At 47.1% G+C, this 17147-nt stretch carries 18 protein-coding genes; 3 read left to right on the top strand and 15 right to left on the bottom strand.

Going from position 1 to position 17147, the window contains the following annotated elements; genetic code table 11:
* The 9 genes from DESLBE_RS01300 to DESLBE_RS01260 form a co-directional block, all read right to left on the bottom strand.
* Positions 1-303, bottom strand: a complete 303-nt coding sequence (locus DESLBE_RS01300; RefSeq protein ID WP_242659891.1) for a hypothetical protein — start codon at positions 301-303, stop codon at positions 1-3.
* Positions 304-472: 169 nt separating this feature from the next.
* On the bottom strand, positions 473-1168 hold the full coding sequence (locus tag DESLBE_RS01295) for an HAD family hydrolase (protein WP_144674898.1): 696 nt from the start codon (positions 1166-1168) through the stop codon (positions 473-475).
* A 150-nt stretch (positions 1169-1318) separates the two neighbouring features.
* Positions 1319-3472 carry an L-lactate dehydrogenase (quinone) large subunit LdhH gene (gene ldhH, locus DESLBE_RS01290; RefSeq protein WP_144674897.1) on the bottom strand — a complete coding sequence of 718 codons (2154 nt, stop codon included), beginning with the start codon at positions 3470-3472 and terminating at the stop codon, positions 1319-1321.
* A complete protein-coding gene (locus tag DESLBE_RS01285) occupies positions 3465-4040 on the bottom strand; it encodes a lactate utilization protein (RefSeq protein WP_015944374.1) in 576 nt (191 codons plus the stop codon). Before DESLBE_RS01285 ends, ldhH begins: the two co-directional genes overlap by 8 nt.
* 214 nt (positions 4041-4254) lie before the next feature.
* Positions 4255-5511, bottom strand: a complete 1257-nt coding sequence (locus DESLBE_RS01280) for a malic enzyme-like NAD(P)-binding protein (protein WP_011459944.1) — start codon at positions 5509-5511, stop codon at positions 4255-4257.
* 184 nt (positions 5512-5695) lie between these two features.
* Positions 5696-6583, bottom strand: coding sequence for a CoA ester lyase (locus DESLBE_RS01275; RefSeq protein WP_005812973.1), 888 nt, complete (start codon positions 6581-6583; stop codon positions 5696-5698).
* Positions 6584-6820: 237 nt separating this feature from the next.
* Positions 6821-7717, bottom strand: coding sequence for a CoA-binding protein (locus DESLBE_RS01270; protein ID WP_005812971.1), 897 nt, complete (start codon positions 7715-7717; stop codon positions 6821-6823).
* Between the two features lie 80 nt (positions 7718-7797).
* Positions 7798-8085 (bottom strand): hypothetical protein, encoded by a 288-nt coding sequence (locus DESLBE_RS01265; RefSeq protein ID WP_005812969.1) that lies wholly within the window; start codon positions 8083-8085, stop codon positions 7798-7800.
* A 9-nt stretch (positions 8086-8094) separates the two neighbouring features.
* Entirely contained in the window at positions 8095-9372 is a 1278-nt protein-coding gene (locus tag DESLBE_RS01260; RefSeq protein WP_144674896.1) for an ATP-grasp domain-containing protein, read from the bottom strand.
* 502 nt (positions 9373-9874) lie between these two features.
* On the opposite strand from DESLBE_RS01260, the gene DESLBE_RS01255 reads away from it, so the two are divergent.
* Positions 9875-10633, top strand: a complete 759-nt coding sequence (locus DESLBE_RS01255) for a tetratricopeptide repeat protein (RefSeq protein ID WP_005812965.1) — start codon at positions 9875-9877, stop codon at positions 10631-10633.
* A gap of 182 nt (positions 10634-10815) precedes the next feature.
* Positions 10816-11034, top strand: a complete 219-nt coding sequence (locus tag DESLBE_RS01250; protein ID WP_005812963.1) for a hypothetical protein — start codon at positions 10816-10818, stop codon at positions 11032-11034.
* Here DESLBE_RS01250 and DESLBE_RS01245 read toward each other — a convergent pair whose 3' ends face one another.
* From DESLBE_RS01245 to DESLBE_RS01230, 4 genes are all read right to left on the bottom strand, one after another.
* Complete coding sequence (locus DESLBE_RS01245; protein WP_015944375.1) at positions 11035-11487, bottom strand: N-acetyltransferase; 453 nt, start codon at positions 11485-11487, stop codon at positions 11035-11037.
* 192 nt (positions 11488-11679) lie between these two features.
* Positions 11680-12915 (bottom strand): hypothetical protein, encoded by a 1236-nt coding sequence (locus DESLBE_RS01240; RefSeq protein ID WP_144674895.1) that lies wholly within the window; start codon positions 12913-12915, stop codon positions 11680-11682.
* 76 nt (positions 12916-12991) lie between these two features.
* A complete protein-coding gene (locus DESLBE_RS01235; RefSeq protein WP_144674894.1) occupies positions 12992-14050 on the bottom strand; it encodes a P1 family peptidase in 1059 nt (352 codons plus the stop codon).
* 157 nt (positions 14051-14207) lie between these two features.
* Complete coding sequence (locus DESLBE_RS01230) at positions 14208-14786, bottom strand: TetR/AcrR family transcriptional regulator (protein WP_005812956.1); 579 nt, start codon at positions 14784-14786, stop codon at positions 14208-14210.
* A gap of 336 nt (positions 14787-15122) precedes the next feature.
* Here DESLBE_RS01230 and DESLBE_RS01225 point away from each other — a divergent pair, with 336 nt between their 5' ends.
* Positions 15123-15608, top strand: a complete 486-nt coding sequence (locus DESLBE_RS01225) for an HD domain-containing protein (protein ID WP_144674893.1) — start codon at positions 15123-15125, stop codon at positions 15606-15608.
* Positions 15609-15633: 25 nt separating this feature from the next.
* Here DESLBE_RS01225 and DESLBE_RS01220 read toward each other — a convergent pair whose 3' ends face one another.
* Both DESLBE_RS01220 and DESLBE_RS01215 read right to left on the bottom strand, forming a co-directional pair.
* Positions 15634-15942, bottom strand: coding sequence for a translation initiation factor 2 (locus DESLBE_RS01220; protein WP_005812953.1), 309 nt, complete (start codon positions 15940-15942; stop codon positions 15634-15636).
* A gap of 36 nt (positions 15943-15978) precedes the next feature.
* Positions 15979-17145, bottom strand: coding sequence for an aminotransferase class I/II-fold pyridoxal phosphate-dependent enzyme (locus DESLBE_RS01215; RefSeq protein WP_144674892.1), 1167 nt, complete (start codon positions 17143-17145; stop codon positions 15979-15981).
* Between the last annotated feature and the right edge of the window lie 2 nt (positions 17146-17147).

Below are 17147 nucleotides of genomic sequence, written 5' to 3'. Positions count from 1 at the left end.
CTAGATGGAATTCCCATAAAATGAAATCCCGTACCGGTTCCACATGTATTTGCGGAAGATCTCAGCACATTGACAAGGAGACTCATGCTCACAAAAGCCAACTTCCAGCTTCCCTAACAGATGATGATAGAGGATATGAACATTTATATAAACATGCTGGGATACCCTGCGCACTTTAACATACTGGACGAGAGTCAGAATAAATCCCACCAGCAGCAAGCTATTGAGCCAGAAAGAAATCGCCGGGTACTTGGGAAAGAGCATGCCCCAAAGGCTGAGAAAACCAAATGAAATAACAGCCATCAAGCAAGCCACCTCCCGGTGTCTTACCCTCTGCAACTCACTATATCTTCTTAAAAACTCTTCAAGGACACCCCGGATATGTTTAGGTACATGATTTGATTCTGCAGTATTCAAGACCCTTGACGGCACCTGCTGAACAAATACTCCCATTCCAGCTCCCTCACTTTGACTAGAGACTTCCCTCCCGAATCTTGCGGGTCAGATCAGAAATATCCCCTTGGTAGGTTGTCTGAATCCCCTCCACAGGCTCACCTACATAAAATGTCTGCATGCCAATCTCCTGAGCAGCCACATCCTCTACGGGATGATTGCCAACCATGAGGCATTCGCTGGGCTGCAGGCCGAGATTCTCGGCTAACTCGGCATAGAAGCCTGTATGGGGTTTGCAGTAATGAAAGGACTCTATAGACGGAATGACCGAAAAGATTTGGGGGGATAACTCTGCCCAACGAATCCGCTCTTCGATGGCTATCAAGGGCATAAACGGATTGGCCGCAATAGCTACCGTATAGCCATTTTGTAAAGCAGTCTCTACCGCCTCTTTGCCATGGGGATTTAACTTGACTAAAAGACGCAAAGCCGGAAAGTCGGTGGTGTAGAATGCTTCAAAAACCGGCCATAATGTATGATAAGTCAACCCGGTCGCTTTGGTAAAATCAGCAAAGAAAGTTTGCAGGTTGGTTTTACCCTCCTGAGGTTGTTTCATCATCACCTCAGTAGACCGGTTGAGCTGCTTGGCGAATTTATCAGGAGAAATATACTGTTTAAATCGCGGAGCCAAAAGTCCTATGTAGTTTTTCATGAATTCTTCCTGATCCATTAAGGTTAAGGTTCCATCTAAGTCAAAAAGAATAGCTTTAATCATCGTTTCTCCCAGCTCCCTGTTAATCGATAGTTTTATTTTACCACAAAATCTGCATTTCTAGGAAATATTACTTAAATAATAATTAAGGGAAGCACGGCTACGAGAGCAGTGCTTCCTTTTATCTTTCCCTTTTCCACCGGTTATTTAAAATTATTTTTGCTTTTGGCGTTTTTCCAGAAGCAACTCTGCGGTGTGTTTTACCTTGACCTTCAGGTCTGTTTGATCCAATCCGCCATTAATCTGCATCAGGCATCCCGGGCAGTCCACAGCCACAACATCTGCCCCGGTGGCTTCAATATTGCGAAGTTTTCTTTCCAGAATCGGTCCGGACATCTCCGGGAATTTGATAGAATAAGAGCCGGCAAATCCGCAGCAACGATCCGACTCATTCATTTCCACCAGATCGACACCCTTGATATTGGAAAGGATGTTCCGCGGTTCCTCAATGACCCCCATTTTCCGTCTTAAGTGGCAGGAATCATGATACGTAACCTTTAAGGGGACTCCGTCTCCCCCTTCTTCAAGACCGCCTAAGATGGTCAGAAGCTTGGCAAAGTCCATGGATTTCCTGCTGAGCTCTCCGGCACGTTTGAGCATAGCCGGATCGTCGGCCAGGAGTTCTCTAAAACTGTCAATCAAAGCATGGGTACAGGTGGGGCAGGCCGAAACCACATAATCCACTTTTTCGGCATCCATGGCCTCGATATTCATGATCGCTGATTTGCGGGCGTTTTGACGGTCACCCATATAAGATGCGGGAGCCCCGCAGCAGGACTGGCCTTCCGGGAAAGTTACTTTATACCCTTTTTCATTTAAAACCCTGACGACACCTTCCCCGATTTTGGGATAGACAAAGTCCACAAGGCAACCGCCAAAGAAGGCAATGGTGCCTTTAGGATTCTTAACATCCTGGTTCATCTTCTTGATCACATCCCGGAAGGGAACATCGGCAATCGTGGGCAGGCTTCTCTTTTCCGTCAGTCCTGACAAGAAGAAAGGCAAATGGCGAATGGTGGGCTGACCTTTGGAAAAAGGCAGCTGGGCCTTGGAGGCCACACGCAATAAAGAGTGGAAGAGGCGTCGGTTAGAGACCACATCCAGAATGAATTTCGGAGTCATGGGCAAACCCTTTTGATCACCGATGCGATTGCGAATCTCCAGGATCATTCCCGGGATATCCAGTTTACCGGCACATACTTCTGTACATTTGCCGCATTGGAGACAGAGATTCTGCGGATTCTCGGCATCCTTTTCCGAATTAAGGAAAGCGGTCAAAATGGTGCCGATACCCCCGGTATAAATATGTCCGTAAACATGTCCGCCCACCAGCTGGAAAGCCGGGCAAACGTTTAAGCAGGCAGCGCAGCGGATACATTGGAACACTTGTTTGAATTGTTCATCGGCATACATTTTGCGCCGGCCATTATCCATAAGAATAATATGAAATTCTTTATCTTCAATGGAACCGTCGGGATAATAAGTAGGATTAGGGCCGGTGATCATGGTTACATAGCTGGTCAATTGCTGGGCCGTGCCATTCCGGGGCAGGGTCTGCAGGATATATCCCGCATCTTCAAAATTGGGAACAAATTTCTCTAAACCTACCAGAAAAACATGGACACGGGGCCAGGTAGCTGTTAAGCGGGCATTTCCTTCATTGGTCATCATCATCAGGGTGCCTGTTTCAGCCACCGCGATATTGGCTCCCGAAATGCCCATATCCGCCTCCACGAACTTTTTGCGCATTTCCTGGCGGGCCGTCTTCACCAATTTGGCGATCACCGGATCGCTGGTATAGCTGAGATTATTATTAAAGGTGTCTGCAACCTGCTCTTTGGTCATATGGATAGCCGGCATCACCATGTGGGAAGGTCTCTGCCCTGCTAACTGGACGATCCATTCCCCTAAATCTGTTTCCTGAACATCAAAGCCTTCTTTAAGCAGAGCAGCATTGAGATGAATTTCTTCAGAAGCCATGGATTTGGACTTGACAATATTTTTAACCTTTTGTTGTTTGGCCAGCTCGATAATATATTGCTTGGCATCGTCACCTGTTGCGGCATGAAAAACCTTAGCTCCCCGTGCTGTTACAGCTTTTTCGAATTGCTCAATCATCTCATCCAAATGCTCGGCGGCATAGGATTTTACTTCGACCACTTTTTCACGCAGGGCAGCAAAATCATACCCTTGGTAAGCTTGTTCCCGGTTTTTCCCATAGACATCCCCGAAACGGCCTAATGCCCCTCTAAGGATATCATTCTCCAGGGCATTCTCGATTTCTTGTTTAAAATGTGCATTAGCCATTGACTACACCCTCCCCTGCCTGTTCATCCACAAATACGGCCACCAGCTGCTCAGGGCCGTGAACGCCGATGGTCAGGACACGTTCAATATCCGAAGTCCGGCTGGGACCTGTGATAAAACCAACAAACCCCGGAATTCTGGGTTCGTTATGAACGGTGGCCAGAGCCGTCATCAGATTCGGCAACAGGGTCGAGGTTTGAACTAAGGCTATATGTATGGGAGTAAATGAGGAACAAAGGCGTTCATTCACATCTTCCGCATATTGAATCAAGGTCCCTAATTCGGCAACAGCCCATTTCACTTCTGTTATCCCTGCGCCGACCGTAGGAGTAACTTCCGGATAGCGCTCCATGTATACTGTTACCCCGTGAGCTGAAAGCTTCTCTGGCAAGTTCATCGCTTCAGCCATGGGAGAATTCACCATTGCTACGCTTTCAATTCCCTTTTCTTTCATGATTTGAGCAATAAGCTCCTCAGCCTCTTTGAGAGTTTTTACACGATGACTCTCGCCGGACACAGCTTGGAGCTTCGTCTGAAAACGCTCATATAAATGATTTAAATCTTCCATCAGGCACACCCCTTCTTCATTTCTCTCTCTATTAAAACCCGGCCCTCCCTATCGTCTCATTTGGTCAGGCCACCATGCCAATAGGTTACCTCAAAATACAGAAAATTTCAATGTCTTTCTAAAATTTATTCAGGATAAATTTCCTTTGCATATAAAAAAGCGGGGAAGAGATGGTTTGAAGCCATCTCTTCCCCGCTCAAAGGTTTTTGGATTCTTATTTATATTGGTTTGCTAATCTCTTTTTAAGTCCATCAGCAACTTCCTGAGGATCCATGGGGCGTCTGGCAATGCCGGAATCTATGGCTGCTTTAGCGACTGCGGCCGCTACTGCAGGAGCAACTTCCGGATTGAAGGTGCTGGGAATGATATAATCGGCACTGAGTTCTTCATCCTTGACAATACCGGCAATAGCATAGGCAGCAGCAACTTTCATAGCATCGTTGATATCGGTGGCCCGCACATCAATCGCTCCGCGGAACATTCCCGGGAAGGCCAGCACGTTATTGATCTGGTTGATCACGTCGGAGCGTCCGGTGGAAATAACTTTGGCACCGGCCTCAAACGCTCTTTCGATGGGCCAGATTTCCGGTATAGGATTAGCTTGGCAGAAGACGATAGGATCTTTAGCCATGGAACGGATCATGTCTTCATTGAGGACATTAGCCGCGGAAATTCCGATGAAGGCATCGGCACCGACCAAAGCACCGGCAAGATCACCGCTGAATTTCTCAGGATTGGTTGCTTTAGCGATTTCTTCTTTCCAAGGATTCATACCTACTGTACGACCTTCGTAAATCGCTCCTTTGGTATCGCACATGATCACGTTTTTCAAGCCCATGCTCATGAGAAGCTTAATGATCGCGATGCCCGCTGCGCCTGCACCATTAGCGACGACTTTAATGTCTTCGATTTTCTTGCCTACGACCTTAAGTGCATTGACTAAACCGGCTAAAGTAACAACAGCTGTACCATGTTGGTCATCATGGAAAATCGGTCCTTTGAAAATACCGCGTGCTTTAAGTTTTTCTTCGATTTCAAAGCATTCGGGAGCTTTGATATCTTCTAAGTTAACACCACCAAAGGTAGGTGAGGTTAATTCAACAATCTCGACAATTTTATCCACATCGGTTGTGTTTACGCAAAGAGGAAAGGCATCAACATCCCCAAAGGCTTTGAAGAGAAGTGATTTACCTTCCATAACCGGCATAGAAGCCGCGGCACCCAGGTCACCGAGACCTAAAATAGCTGTTCCGTTGGAAACGATGCTGACATAGTTGGCGTGATTGGTGTAGATATCGAGGTTTTCCAGATCGGCAGCAATTTCCTTGACCGGTTCCGCAACGCCCGGAGAGTAAGCAAGGGTGAGATCATCCCGGTCCTGGGCCGGAACAGTAACACGAACTTCCAGCTTGCCCGGTTGCACTTTGTGAAATTCTAAAGCTTCTTCACGCAGGTTTTTAATACGGCTCATTCAGACATCCCCTCTCATTTTCGGTTAAAGGATAGTATATGTTTTACCTGAAAATGTATGACAAATCAGCAACGCTTACATATAATGAAACGGTGTTTCGCAGTTCTTCAATATAGGCGGCCGCTTCCTAAGAAGCGACCCGCCCTATTCAAATCTACGCTTGAAACAGCATGTTTATGACGGCTTATTTGCCGGCAGTTTTAGCATCAATTTCAGCTTGAGAAGCTAAGATATCTTTGGCATTGAGATAAACGGGGGTATCAACCATTTTTCCATTTAAGGAAACGGCAGCTTTGCCTTTGGCCAGACCTTCTTCTTCAAAGACTTTTACGACGTCATTTGCCCATTTAACATCAGCAGGATCCGGAGCATACATTCTGTTGGAAGGTTCAACTTGTCCTGGATGAATGATCATACGGCCTTCATAACCCATTTGCTTACCTTCGGCAACGTTCTTTTCAAAGGCAGGGATATTGGCATAATCAACGAAAGGAGCGTCGATAGCAACGATTCCGGCAGCACGGCAGGCTACGCCCACTTTTGCACGGCCATATTGCTGTTCAACAGCTTCATTAGTGATTTTGACGCGCATGTCACGGCAATAGTCAACAGCACCAAAGATAGCATTGACATTGCGCTTGCTGGCTAAGCAGCATTCTTCAGCGTGGGCAATACCTTTAGCTGTTTCCAGAAGCATGGAGATTTTTACAGTTCCGACAGGAATTCCGCGGCGCATTTCCAGCTCTTCCAGTTTCCACTCCAGACGTTGTACGTCTGCGGCACAACCGGTTTTTGCCAAGGTAACGCCATTGAGGCCAGGCCAAACGATGGCTTCCAGGTCATCATTGGTTAAGCCGGTTTCCCAGTTATTGATACGGACAAATACTTGGGCGCCACCTTTGGCACCATATTCTAAATTCTCTCTTACGATCTGACGAGCTGTTTCTTTTTCCGCGGGTGGTACAGCATCCTCTAAATCGAAGGTAATGATGTCGGCAGGAATTTCAGGTGCTTTAGCCACCATTTTAGGATTGTTTCCGGGAATGTACATAACGGATCTCATAACAGCCATGGTAGATATACCCCCTAATAATTTAATAATATTTCTAAGAGCATTTGCTCCTAGTTGCGAAGTGAATCAATAGATGCCCGCCAGTTATTTGATGGTTATTCGATGGCTGACCGCCACTGAATCAGAACGCTACTCAGTGACGCTAAGTCATCGAATAACCGACTTTATGTTTTCCATTCTGGTATAGACGAAGCTATCCCGTCTATACCAGAATGATTGGAGGTAAATAATCCGACCTTATTTACCCAGCTTTTCCTTAAGGATCAACGGAATGTCTGTCGGTCTTTCCGCTACAAAGCCACCAGCTTTGGTGATCGCTTCCATCTTGCTCTTGGCCGAACCGCGTCCACGCTCAACGATATTGGAGGCATGGGAGAAGCGTTGACCTTCCGGCGCCCAAGCACCAGCTACATAGATGACAAAAGGCTTTGTGAATTTACCAGCGGCGATCACTTCCGCACATTCTTCTTCCTGGGTGCCGCCGATTTCTGCGTAGACAGCCACGCCATGAGTATCGGGATCTTCCTCGAAGAAGGGTAACAGATCGGCCATGGAGGTGCCAAGCACCGGCTCTGTTCCGGTATGAATAACGGTGCTGACTCCGAAGCCGCCTTCTCTCAGTACCCACGGAATGGTACCTGATTGACCGCCACTGCGTGAAAAGACACCGATATGACCTTTTTGGAAGAACTTATTAGCCCACTCCACGTTGCCGCCCAGCCAGCCGACGACAGCTTCTCCCGGAGTGAGGATACCAATGGAACCCGGTCCAATCAATCTTGAACCTTTCCCTTTCGCATAGGCGATCATTTCCATAATGTCATGAATAGGAGTACCTTCCACACAAGGAATAATGTTCTTAACCCCTGCGTCGGCAGCTTCCATAACAGCTGTCTTTAAAGCGCTTCCCGGTACGAAGATAACACTGAAATCAATGTCACCCTGTTCGCGGACAATCTCCTTGACGGTATTGAACACCGGAACACCGTGAACCTCTTGCCCCATTTTTCCGGGACTTGTGCCGCCGATCAGATTCGTACCATAGTCTTTCATATATTTTGTCCGCACCGAGCCTTCTCGTCCGGTAATTCCCTGGACAACCACTTTGGTCTCTTTGTTGATCAAAATGCCCATTCTTATCCCTCATTTAAACAAATTGCTGGTTTACCCAGTGTAACCTATCTATAGAGTTAGTCTTTCAATCGATCCTGTGATTATGCGCGTTTTGCCAAGTATGCGTCCAGACCGGCTACAGGAACTTCAATGGAGATGGCATCCTTGCCGCGGAATTTACAAGCAAATTCACAGGCCAGACATTCTGTGCCGAGACGAAGAACTTCTTCCTCAGTCCGGTGAGCCACTGAAGCTCTGCCTTGATCATCTATGCCCAGCAAACCTCTCGCATACTTTTTGCAGGCGTCTGCACATGCTTTTGTTTCGCACGCATCACACTTGCTGGTATCGATTGTGATTTTGCAACTTTTTTCAGCGAATTCCAGCACGTTATTTCCCTACTTTCCTTGAGCTTCTTTCTCAGCCCGATAGTCTTTGCTCAGAGCTAAGAGTCTTTCACCAATGAACTTCGTATCGGTTACATATTCTTTTCCGTAAATCTCAATTCTCTTTCCAGGTCCATCACTGGTCATCAGATCAGCCAGTCCGGTTTTGAGAATTTCCAGAGATTCATCTTCCCGGTTGCCGCAAAGCAGGAGCACACAAGGCAATCCTGGTTTTTGGGTGGGGAGGATTTCACGAAGCACTTTGACTATAGCATGAGCATGATGCCATTGTTCCTGGTTGGCCATCATAAAGCCCCCTAGGAGGTAGCCGTCAATATTGGGCTGGGAAAGCACCGATTTGGCAACGCGATAAATTTTGGAAGCTACGGGGTTGCCGCTGGTGTCGGCATAGTTGGCCGGCTTCAGACCTACTTGATTAAGAGCATCCAAGCCCATCATCGCCGAACCGCCGCCAATGGGATGATAGCCAACATATCCGGGGCTGACTTCATCGTATCCCATATTCATAAGGAAGCCTGTGCCACGGGCATCGGTTTCCTCAATGCTCCAGCCGATGTAGTCCAACTCTGTGGGCTCACCAGGCAGGTCGCGGGCGATGTCAAAGCCGAACTCGGGATGACGGCCTACGGAACTGTTGTCGATTTCCATCTTGCAGTCGGCACAGATGAGATTGCCATTCCCTGTCATAACGAAGGGGTTGATCTCCAGGGTCATACAGTCGTATTTCTTATAAGTTTGAGAAAGTTTCGTCAAAAATTTAGCAAACTTCGTTAATTCTTCCGGAGCTATTCCTGCTTTAGCAGCCAAATCTACCGCATCATAAGTCTGCAGTCCATTGATGGGGTCCACATTGATCTTCAGTAATTTCTCTTCCGGGACACTTTCAATATCCATACCGCCCTCAACGCTGAACATAAGCATTGGTGAACGGGCTTCCTTTGCTCCGTTAACGACAAAGGAGCAATAGAACTCTTTTTTGATATCCAATTTTTCTTCCACAAGAACTTTGCGCACCGGTAAGCCTTTTACTGTTTTGGAGAGAATTTCAGCAGCAGCTGCTGCTGCCTCATCGGGAGTGTTAACCAGTTTAACAATCCCAGCTTTACCACGACCACCCGCTTGTACCTGACCTTTTACCGCAACAGGGCCGCCAATCCATTCAGCGGCTTCCCTTGCTTCTTCGGGGGTCGATGCCGGACGACCCTTAGGTACCGACATTCCTGCTTTTGCAAGCCATTCTTTACCTTGATACTCTAGAAATCTTGCCATGCATAAATCCCTTCCATACTGTTTTTTCTGTACCAGAGACGTTTTTTACCTGACTAAAGAAGTCTCTCACCCCTTCCCTTGACTCTACTTTAAATCAATGATTTTAGGTTGAGCACCATGGATAGGATAAGGAATACAAAGGTTTGTTGTTTCACATGTCGAAACTCAGTTTCATTATTCTTTGTATAATCTTATTATCTATGGAACAGGTCCTTTAGTCAACCTTTTTGTGCATAAATTAGATAAGATAATCTATTGCGAATATTTAGAACTTTTCTTTCATAATGAGTTATCTGTTTCATTTTAATAAAACTACGTTTTACCATTCAAAACATTAATTATTTATTTCTATATTCTTTACCAAAATCCTGCAAAGAAATCAAAAAATTATTATACCTCCTGAAGGTCAGACCATTAAAAGAGATCATCATCCCAAGTATCATATTGCATGAACCAGGCTCATATAATTCACCATAGATTGTCTGATATCAGGAGGTTATGCATGCGTCAAATCCAATATGATTTGGAAATCATCTATGTCTATAAACTTTATTACTTCTTCTCTTTGCTTATCTTCATTTGCCCGACCAGTCTCATCTTAGGCTGGCGCTTTGGCCAAATGCTGGGGCTCTTGATCTTTATCCTCGGTTTTCTTCTTGCCTATTTTTTAATGATGCACAAAAAAAGTTTTCCCACCCCGGACAAAAAGATCACTGCCCGCAAAATGGCAAAGGAAATCACTCAGGATTCCACACCCTTAGCAATTTCCCATTTTTCCAGTCAACTTTATTTTTATTTTAATGAAAAGAGGCAGGCTATCGCTTTATTGGAAAAATACCAAAACACCCATGATCCCCTTTTGTGTGCAACCCTTGCCGACATTCTCCTGCGTGAGGGCCGCCCCAGGCATGCCTTAAGGATAGTTCATGATAACCCTCACCATACTTCAGATCCGCTTCTGCTTTGTGTGCTGGGCCATATACTGCGGCAGATGAATGAATGGCAGGCTGCCATTAGGATTTACGAACTAAGCCTGGCTCTATCCAAAAAATCCGGGTTTCCCTGCAATGGCGCTAATCGGTTCACTCAGTTTCTGCTCACCTTAAGTTACACTGCCACGATTCATCATTCTCTTGGCGATTGTTATCTCATTTTGAAGAATTACTCCCAAGCGAAAAAGCACTACTTATTGGGGAATATTCGTATCTTTGATGTTTCTCTTTGGCGAACCGGCAAGGTCCCCACGACTCATACGGCATAAATTTACACAAAAACACTATTTTTCATCATTCTTTATCTAATTAAACGGCTTGTTCTCTCCTAATTACAACATTTTTTACGGAAGGAATTTTTTATAATAGAGACAACTTAAGATAATACAGATTTCTCTAAAATATTTTTTCTTTGTCAAATAGAATAAGTAATAGGAAGGTGAAATGGGTTATGTTGTCATCTCATGAGGATGCCCTGGAATTTATTCGTGAATTTGAGTCTTCTTGCCGAGAGGTTTTGATTGCTCAGGGTACTAGTGAACATGATTTAGCCACTGCTTACCTTGAGTTACAATGGAAATTTCTGCGCATGATACTCGACGACAGTGGAACCTTGTCACACCGCTCCGCCCGGGGAATTTGCCACAGCAAATCCTCTTCGATTGCCTGATTACAGGTTCAGCATCATGGCATTTTCATCACAGTTAGGGAACTTTACACAATGGATGCAATCTTTCCATACTTTATGGGGCATATCTTCTTTATTGATCATAATAAAACCGCAGCGTTCAAAAAAACCAGGTTGATAGGTCAGGGTAAACACTCTGGGGCAAAGGATGGTTCGGGCATCAGCCAGCAAAGCATTAACGAGGCTTCTGCCTACCCCTTGCCCCTGATACTCTTCCAACACGGCAAGAGTCCGTATCTCCGCCAGATCATCCCAGATAATATGCAGAGCGCCTATGCCGATGATTCTATCCTGTTCTTCGACCACCAGGAATTCTCTAAGGCCTTCATAGAGTGAGTTCCGTGACCGCGGCAGCATCAGCCCCTGGTCGGCAAAATGGTTAACGAGTGACATCATCGCTTCTACGTCTGGTAATTTTGCTCTTCTTAAGTTCATAGCGTGTTCCTCCATACAATTTGTATAATTATACAACACATTCAATATTTATTACAGAACTTTTTTAATTGCTTTCAACAGAAACCAACAAAATGGCTTCGCCATAGCATAAGCAGTGCAGAACCCCCTGATGTTTATCGGTACACAGGGGGTTCTGCACTGTTATTAGTAGCCTTCAGAGTTCTAGAACTCCTAAGAATACTCATCAATGATTCTTTCCCGGTAGGGGGCACTCCGGCAAACCAGCTCGTTAAGGCCCTCTGCTTGCCAATCATTGGGCAAAATCCATACCTGATATCTCTCCGGATACTTTAGCCAGGAAAGCCACAATCTCAGTTCTTCTTCAAAGTCTTTTAAGGTAAGCCAATGAACCTGCATATCCCAGGCCGTGTTGGCTTTGGTTTTATCAAGATGAAGCAAGGTACTCTTTTCCAAAACGCTGGACAGCAGAATCGCTTGACTGGCCTGTGTCAACGGTTTATCCAGGATGGGACAGATGACACTGATTTGGCCGTTTCCTTCGAAATAATGCCATTGACCCAAATCCGCTATCCAGGATTCACTTCGATCTTTAGGCAGCCATGGCCAATCTTTGGGGGAACCCCATAAGGAGGAAAGTATCCCGCCCCCTTGATAAAGCCATAAAGAGAGTTGATCCTTCGGCTTAAGCTGTCCTTTGCGCTCCTTCTCCTCTAAATCATCCAAGATTGTCAGGATTGCTGTACAGAATTCGCTGTTCAATTCTCCTGAAGCATCCACCCAGCCTTGACGCAGAAGGGACTGAGCCTTTTCATCATGTTTCAATCCCTTGAGCTTCGTTGTAAGTTCAAATTTCTTTCCCTTGCGTTTAATCTCAGCAATCTCGATGTTCCCCCACAGATAGGAAATAGTCAGGGGTTTTAGCTCGCAGCGCACTCCCCGTTCAGCAAGTTTATCAAAAAATCCTTTCACCACAAAGAGTTGGTGCTGGGCTACCGGGTTTAATTCCTGCCTCCATTTCAACCAGTTGGGTCGGCGTTCTCCAACCGCAATCCGCTTCTGACCACCTGACGGTGCTTCAGGTATCAAATAGAGACTGGGGGATAAGCGCTCCCGCCAATACACAGCCTTGGCATTGATGAGTCCTCCCATTTTTGCTAAAGCATGCAATAGAAAAGGTGAAAAATCAGGTGCAATAAAATATATGACCGTTCGTGCCCCATTGCTCAAACGGTTCGCCCAAAGCATGCCGGCTAATAAAAACTCCTCTTCTTTCGGCAGGATTCGGCTGGCCACGATGCCAACCCGCAATGCAGTCTCCCCGCCAAAGAAATAACTATACTGCTGTGGCAGGCGCAAATCTTTTCTTTTTTCGGCAGGGCACTCCTGCCAGTTTTGGGCAATAAAAACATCCGGATGCTGCTCCCAGATTTCAAGCCAATTATTCACAATGATCCTCCCTTAACTTTTGTCACACTACATATTTACGCACAAACCAGGAATATCATGCCATCTTCAGGAGAAATTAGCCCATCCAGGATAATACTTCGGCAATGGGAAGCGCTTGGCATAAATGCTCATCCCGCCCTACCATTGATGTAGCATAGAACAGGGAATTCCAGATACTTTCAGCCGTTATTTCCACCACTGCTTTAAAAAAGGGGTCCAGCTCCCAATCGCTGAGCGGTGCTTCAAATTCCAAGCCGGTGTTGCTGACCATCAAGCAAAACTCTCCGCTCCCCATCCGCGATATGCCCCCCGTCCGGCCTAATCCCATAGGGGCCCTTGCCGCCAGCATATGCAGTTGCCGGCAACTGAGAGGAGCATCCGTCATACCCACTAAAATAAGAGAGCCTGGAACCTGGCAAAGCATTTCTTGCTGGTTAGCCCTCTTCATCATTAAACCTATCGGAACACCGTTGATAAGCATATCTTCTAAATGCCCAAAGTTGGTCAAGGCCAACATACCCACCCGATAATCTTTGCCCTGGCTGGGAACAATACGTGAAGCACTGCCAATCCCGCCTTTCAGCTGAAATAAGCACATTCCCACTCCCGCCCCCACACATCCCTGAGCCAGCGGGCCTGCCGCGGCACGGTTCAGGGCTAAAATCCCATCCCAGGGCTTCACATGGCGGCCACGGATATCATTCAGATAGGAGTCATCGCATTCAAAAACCACCAAATTAGGGGTTCGGGCATCATGGCCTATCTCCGGATTTTCCTGCAGCAAATAAGTCAGCATTCCTTGAGCTGCGTCATAGACACTCAAGGTATTGGTTAAGAAAATGGGAGAATTCAGCAGACCGGTCTCTTGGATATAAGGCACACCCAGAGACTTGCCAAAACCATTAATGACGTGAATTCCCGCCCGGCAGGGCTCACGATACATATTCCCCGGGTGAGGACGAATGGCTGTAATGCCGGTACGGACAGGACCTACTCCGGGAATGAGGGGACCGTAACCTTTGATTAAGGAAACATGACCCACCAAGACTCCGGGCACGTCCGTGATATCGTTATGTAATCCAGGTGCCAGCTCCCCCATCCATAAGCCGCAGGACCGGGCACTTCGCCGCTCCATTTATACCACCCCCTGACACTTTATGCGCCCTGGGGGATAGATCAGAACAAACTTTGAGGGCCGAACATCGCCAACAGTGAGCTTAAGCCAAATACGTCACTGGTGTCGTATTTGGCTTCCTTATTCTGCTCCTTACAGCAGTACTGGGCCTGAAGTTCTAGGCTCTGAGCTTCCGTTCACTAAGTCCCTCAAAAAAGAGATTAAGGACATCCTCCATCTCTTTCTCTAAATCCCCTTCTCCTGTAACAAACCAATGCAGAAAATGCTGCAGCACCATACCCTGCAGGCTTTCTGCCAAAAAGACCGGATCATAGCGTTTATTAATTTCACCAATACGCTGGCCATGGCTGATAATACCGATAATTCCATAGTGCAAGCCTTTATCCAGCTCAGCTTCTTCCCTGTTTTTAAGCGCCACCCAGGCTAATTCCCTTTCTCGGATCATAAATTGAGACCAATTCCTCAGCACGTGAGCCAAACGTTCCTGAAGAGAGTACCCCGCCTCCCGGCCTGAAGCGATCAGCTCCTGATAGTTGCGCCGGGAATACTCCAAAACAACGGCCTCCTTGGATTGAAAGTAATTATAAAAAGTCCCCTTGCCTACGTCAGCCAGTTGGGTAATTTGCTCCACTGAAGTTTGTTCATAGCCTTGTTGGCGAAAAAGCTCCATGGCACACTCATAAAGTCGGGTATACGTCTCCAGTTTCTTTCTCTCCCGGCGAGATAACTCAGACATACTCAATCCTCCTTTTACAAATTAAAGAAAACCCGGCTTCGCCGTGCCTTAAACGCATACTTACGAAGGAGGCGAAGTCGCTGGTTGCCCTTATGCTTAGAAAGTATATAGCGCAAGCTTATACTTTCTGATAGTGCCAGGGAAATAGCACCTCTTTCTTTATTCGTTATATTCCATTATTTTCCTTCTGCAAAAAGCCTTGTCCGGCATATTTTTCAGCATCCTGCCCCAGATATTGCTGACACCGGTTCTAACACCGGTCAATGTACAATCAGCAGGGTCCGTTGTAAAATGGTATAAAAGGTATCAGCAAATACTGAGTTTCAGGGGGTCTCCATGTTTTACCGCATCCATCAATTTTGGCAAGCCATCCACCCCATCATCACAGAAGATGAACTGGCCTGGGTCATATCCCTGCTGCCCGCCCCAAGCCTTGCTCTGTTCCAGGGTCAGCCCCTTCCAGAACAGCGTCATGCCCTGGATGTGGCACAGGACTTATGGAATTCCGGGATTCGGGATTCACATCTTCTCATTGCCGCTCTTCTTCATGATTGTGGCAAGACAAGATATCCGCTCAAACTATGGGAGCGGGTTGCTATTGTTTTGCTGCAAAAGGCACCCCGCAAAATTTGGCATACTTTAAGCCACTCCTCCCTCCCACTTGCCGCCTCCTTGCAGGCGGCTGAAGCTCATCCGCTTTGGGGAGCGGAAATGGCGTCACACCTCGGTTTAGATCCCCGCATCGTCGAGCTGATCAGGGAGCATCACACCCCTCACAGCCAGGAAGGATATTTGCTTTACCAGGCGGATAACCGGCATTAATAGATAAAGAGAAGGCTTTTTGTATTTAAGCCTTCTCTTTGTATTCCTCAATTTTTTCCTGCAACTGAACGATCTCCCGATTCTTGGAGAAAATCCATTTGGCAAACCGTGTATTGTCCCGTTGCAAGCGGATATTTTCTTTTTCCAGCTTATGAATGAGAGCGACTTTTTCCCTCTCTACTTTTTCCAGCAGATTCATAAGGACTCTGCGGCTGACTCTTAGATGCTCCACCCGCTGTTCCAATTCACCGATTCGTCCTTTGGCAGCCCTGAGTTCTTCGCGAAGATTTTTGACTTCTTCATGAATCTCCAAGTCCCTGTCCCCCTTAGCCATAGTCTACATAGGTATTCTATGCCAAGGTTGAACTTTTTAACCCTGGGCAGCCAGAAACTCTTGAACCCGCCGCACAGCCTCCTGCAAGACCTCCTGATCCTGAACCATGCCAATCCGCACATACCCTTCTCCATATTCCCCAAAGGCAACACCGGGGACGACAATGACACCGGCCTCCCGGGCTAAGGCGAAGGCAAAGCTGCGGGAATCCTGTGCTGTGGGTACCGGAGCCCAAATAAACATGGAGCCTCGGGGAGAGGGCATGGACCACCCTGCCTGAGCACACCCCTTAACCCAGATATCTCTCCGTTCCTGATAGGCCCGGCGGTTTTGTTCAACATTTTCCTGAGAGGCACTGAGGGCATAGGCACCCGCCTGCAGAGCAGGCTCAAATACCCCGTAATCGATATTCGATTTCAGCTCAGCCAAGGCCCCGATGATTTCCCCATTGCCCACCGCAAATCCCAGTCTGACCCCTGCCAAATTGTAGGTTTTGGAGACGGAGTGAAATTCAATCCCCACTTCTTTGGCCCCCGGAACCTGAAGGAAGCTCACGGGACGGTAACCGTCAAAGGCTAACTCCGAGTAGGCGGCGTCATGACACACCACAATCCTGTTCTTTCGGGCAAAATCAACAACCTCTTCGAAGAAGGACAAAGGTGCCACCGCCGCAGTGGGGTTGTTAGGGTAATTAAGAAACATGATTTTGGCTTCCCGTGCCACCTCATCGGCAATGGCCGACAGGTCCGGCAAAAAGCCGTTTTCCTCCCTTAAGGGCAGGGCGACCTTTTCTCCCCCGGCCAGGACTAATCCCGCTGTGTAGATGGGATATCCCGGATCAGGTATTAAAGCCACATCTCCGGGATCGCACAGAGCTAAAAAGATATGGGCAAGCCCGTCCTGAGAGCCCATTAAAGGAAGAACTTCTTTTTCCGGGTCCAAATTGACGCCAAAGCGGTCTTTGTACCACCGGGCACATCCTGACCTAAAGCTTTCTGTCCCCCGGGTCAGAGTGTAGCCATAACTCCCGCCGTCAAGGACCCCTTCAGCCAGGACCTTGCGAATCTCTGCGGAGGGGGAGCGGTCAGGGCTGCCGATGCTAAGATTAATCAGCTGTTTACCAGCCTTCTCCAACTCTTTTCTTAAATCGTCCATTTCTGTAAATACAGATGCTCCTAAACTGCTTAAACGCCGCGCTTTCAATA

Origin of the sequence: Desulfitobacterium sp. LBE, assembly GCF_007830365.1 — a bacterium.
GTDB classification, from domain to species: domain Bacteria; phylum Bacillota; class Desulfitobacteriia; order Desulfitobacteriales; family Desulfitobacteriaceae; genus Desulfitobacterium; species Desulfitobacterium hafniense.
Note: the sequence above shows the minus strand (reverse complement) of the source record. Positions and strands in the feature narration are given on the sequence as shown.

Excerpts from the sequence above, each read along its gene's own strand:
- DESLBE_RS01225 (WP_144674893.1), top strand. The coding sequence starts at position 15,123 with ATGTTTTACCGCATCCATCAATTTTGGCAAGCCATCCACCCCATCATC.
- DESLBE_RS01285 (WP_015944374.1), bottom strand. The coding sequence starts at position 4,040 with ATGGAAGATTTAAATCATTTATATGAGCGTTTTCAGACGAAGCTCCAA.
- DESLBE_RS01255 (WP_005812965.1), top strand. The coding sequence starts at position 9,875 with ATGCGTCAAATCCAATATGATTTGGAAATCATCTATGTCTATAAACTT.
- DESLBE_RS01245 (WP_015944375.1), bottom strand. The coding sequence starts at position 11,487 with ATGAACTTAAGAAGAGCAAAATTACCAGACGTAGAAGCGATGATGTCA.
- DESLBE_RS01235 (WP_144674894.1), bottom strand. The coding sequence starts at position 14,050 with ATGGAGCGGCGAAGTGCCCGGTCCTGCGGCTTATGGATGGGGGAGCTG.
- DESLBE_RS01250 (WP_005812963.1), top strand. The coding sequence starts at position 10,816 with ATGTTGTCATCTCATGAGGATGCCCTGGAATTTATTCGTGAATTTGAG.
- DESLBE_RS01220 (WP_005812953.1), bottom strand. The coding sequence starts at position 15,942 with ATGGCTAAGGGGGACAGGGACTTGGAGATTCATGAAGAAGTCAAAAAT.
- DESLBE_RS01280 (WP_011459944.1), bottom strand. The coding sequence starts at position 5,511 with ATGAGCCGTATTAAAAACCTGCGTGAAGAAGCTTTAGAATTTCACAAA.
- DESLBE_RS01260 (WP_144674896.1), bottom strand. The coding sequence starts at position 9,372 with ATGGCAAGATTTCTAGAGTATCAAGGTAAAGAATGGCTTGCAAAAGCA.
- ldhH (WP_144674897.1), bottom strand. The coding sequence starts at position 3,472 with ATGGCTAATGCACATTTTAAACAAGAAATCGAGAATGCCCTGGAGAAT.
- DESLBE_RS01295 (WP_144674898.1), bottom strand. The coding sequence starts at position 1,168 with ATGATTAAAGCTATTCTTTTTGACTTAGATGGAACCTTAACCTTAATG.
- DESLBE_RS01270 (WP_005812971.1), bottom strand. The coding sequence starts at position 7,717 with ATGGGCATTTTGATCAACAAAGAGACCAAAGTGGTTGTCCAGGGAATT.
- DESLBE_RS01300 (WP_242659891.1), bottom strand. The coding sequence starts at position 303 with ATGGCTGTTATTTCATTTGGTTTTCTCAGCCTTTGGGGCATGCTCTTT.
- DESLBE_RS01230 (WP_005812956.1), bottom strand. The coding sequence starts at position 14,786 with ATGTCTGAGTTATCTCGCCGGGAGAGAAAGAAACTGGAGACGTATACC.
- DESLBE_RS01275 (WP_005812973.1), bottom strand. The coding sequence starts at position 6,583 with ATGGCTGTTATGAGATCCGTTATGTACATTCCCGGAAACAATCCTAAA.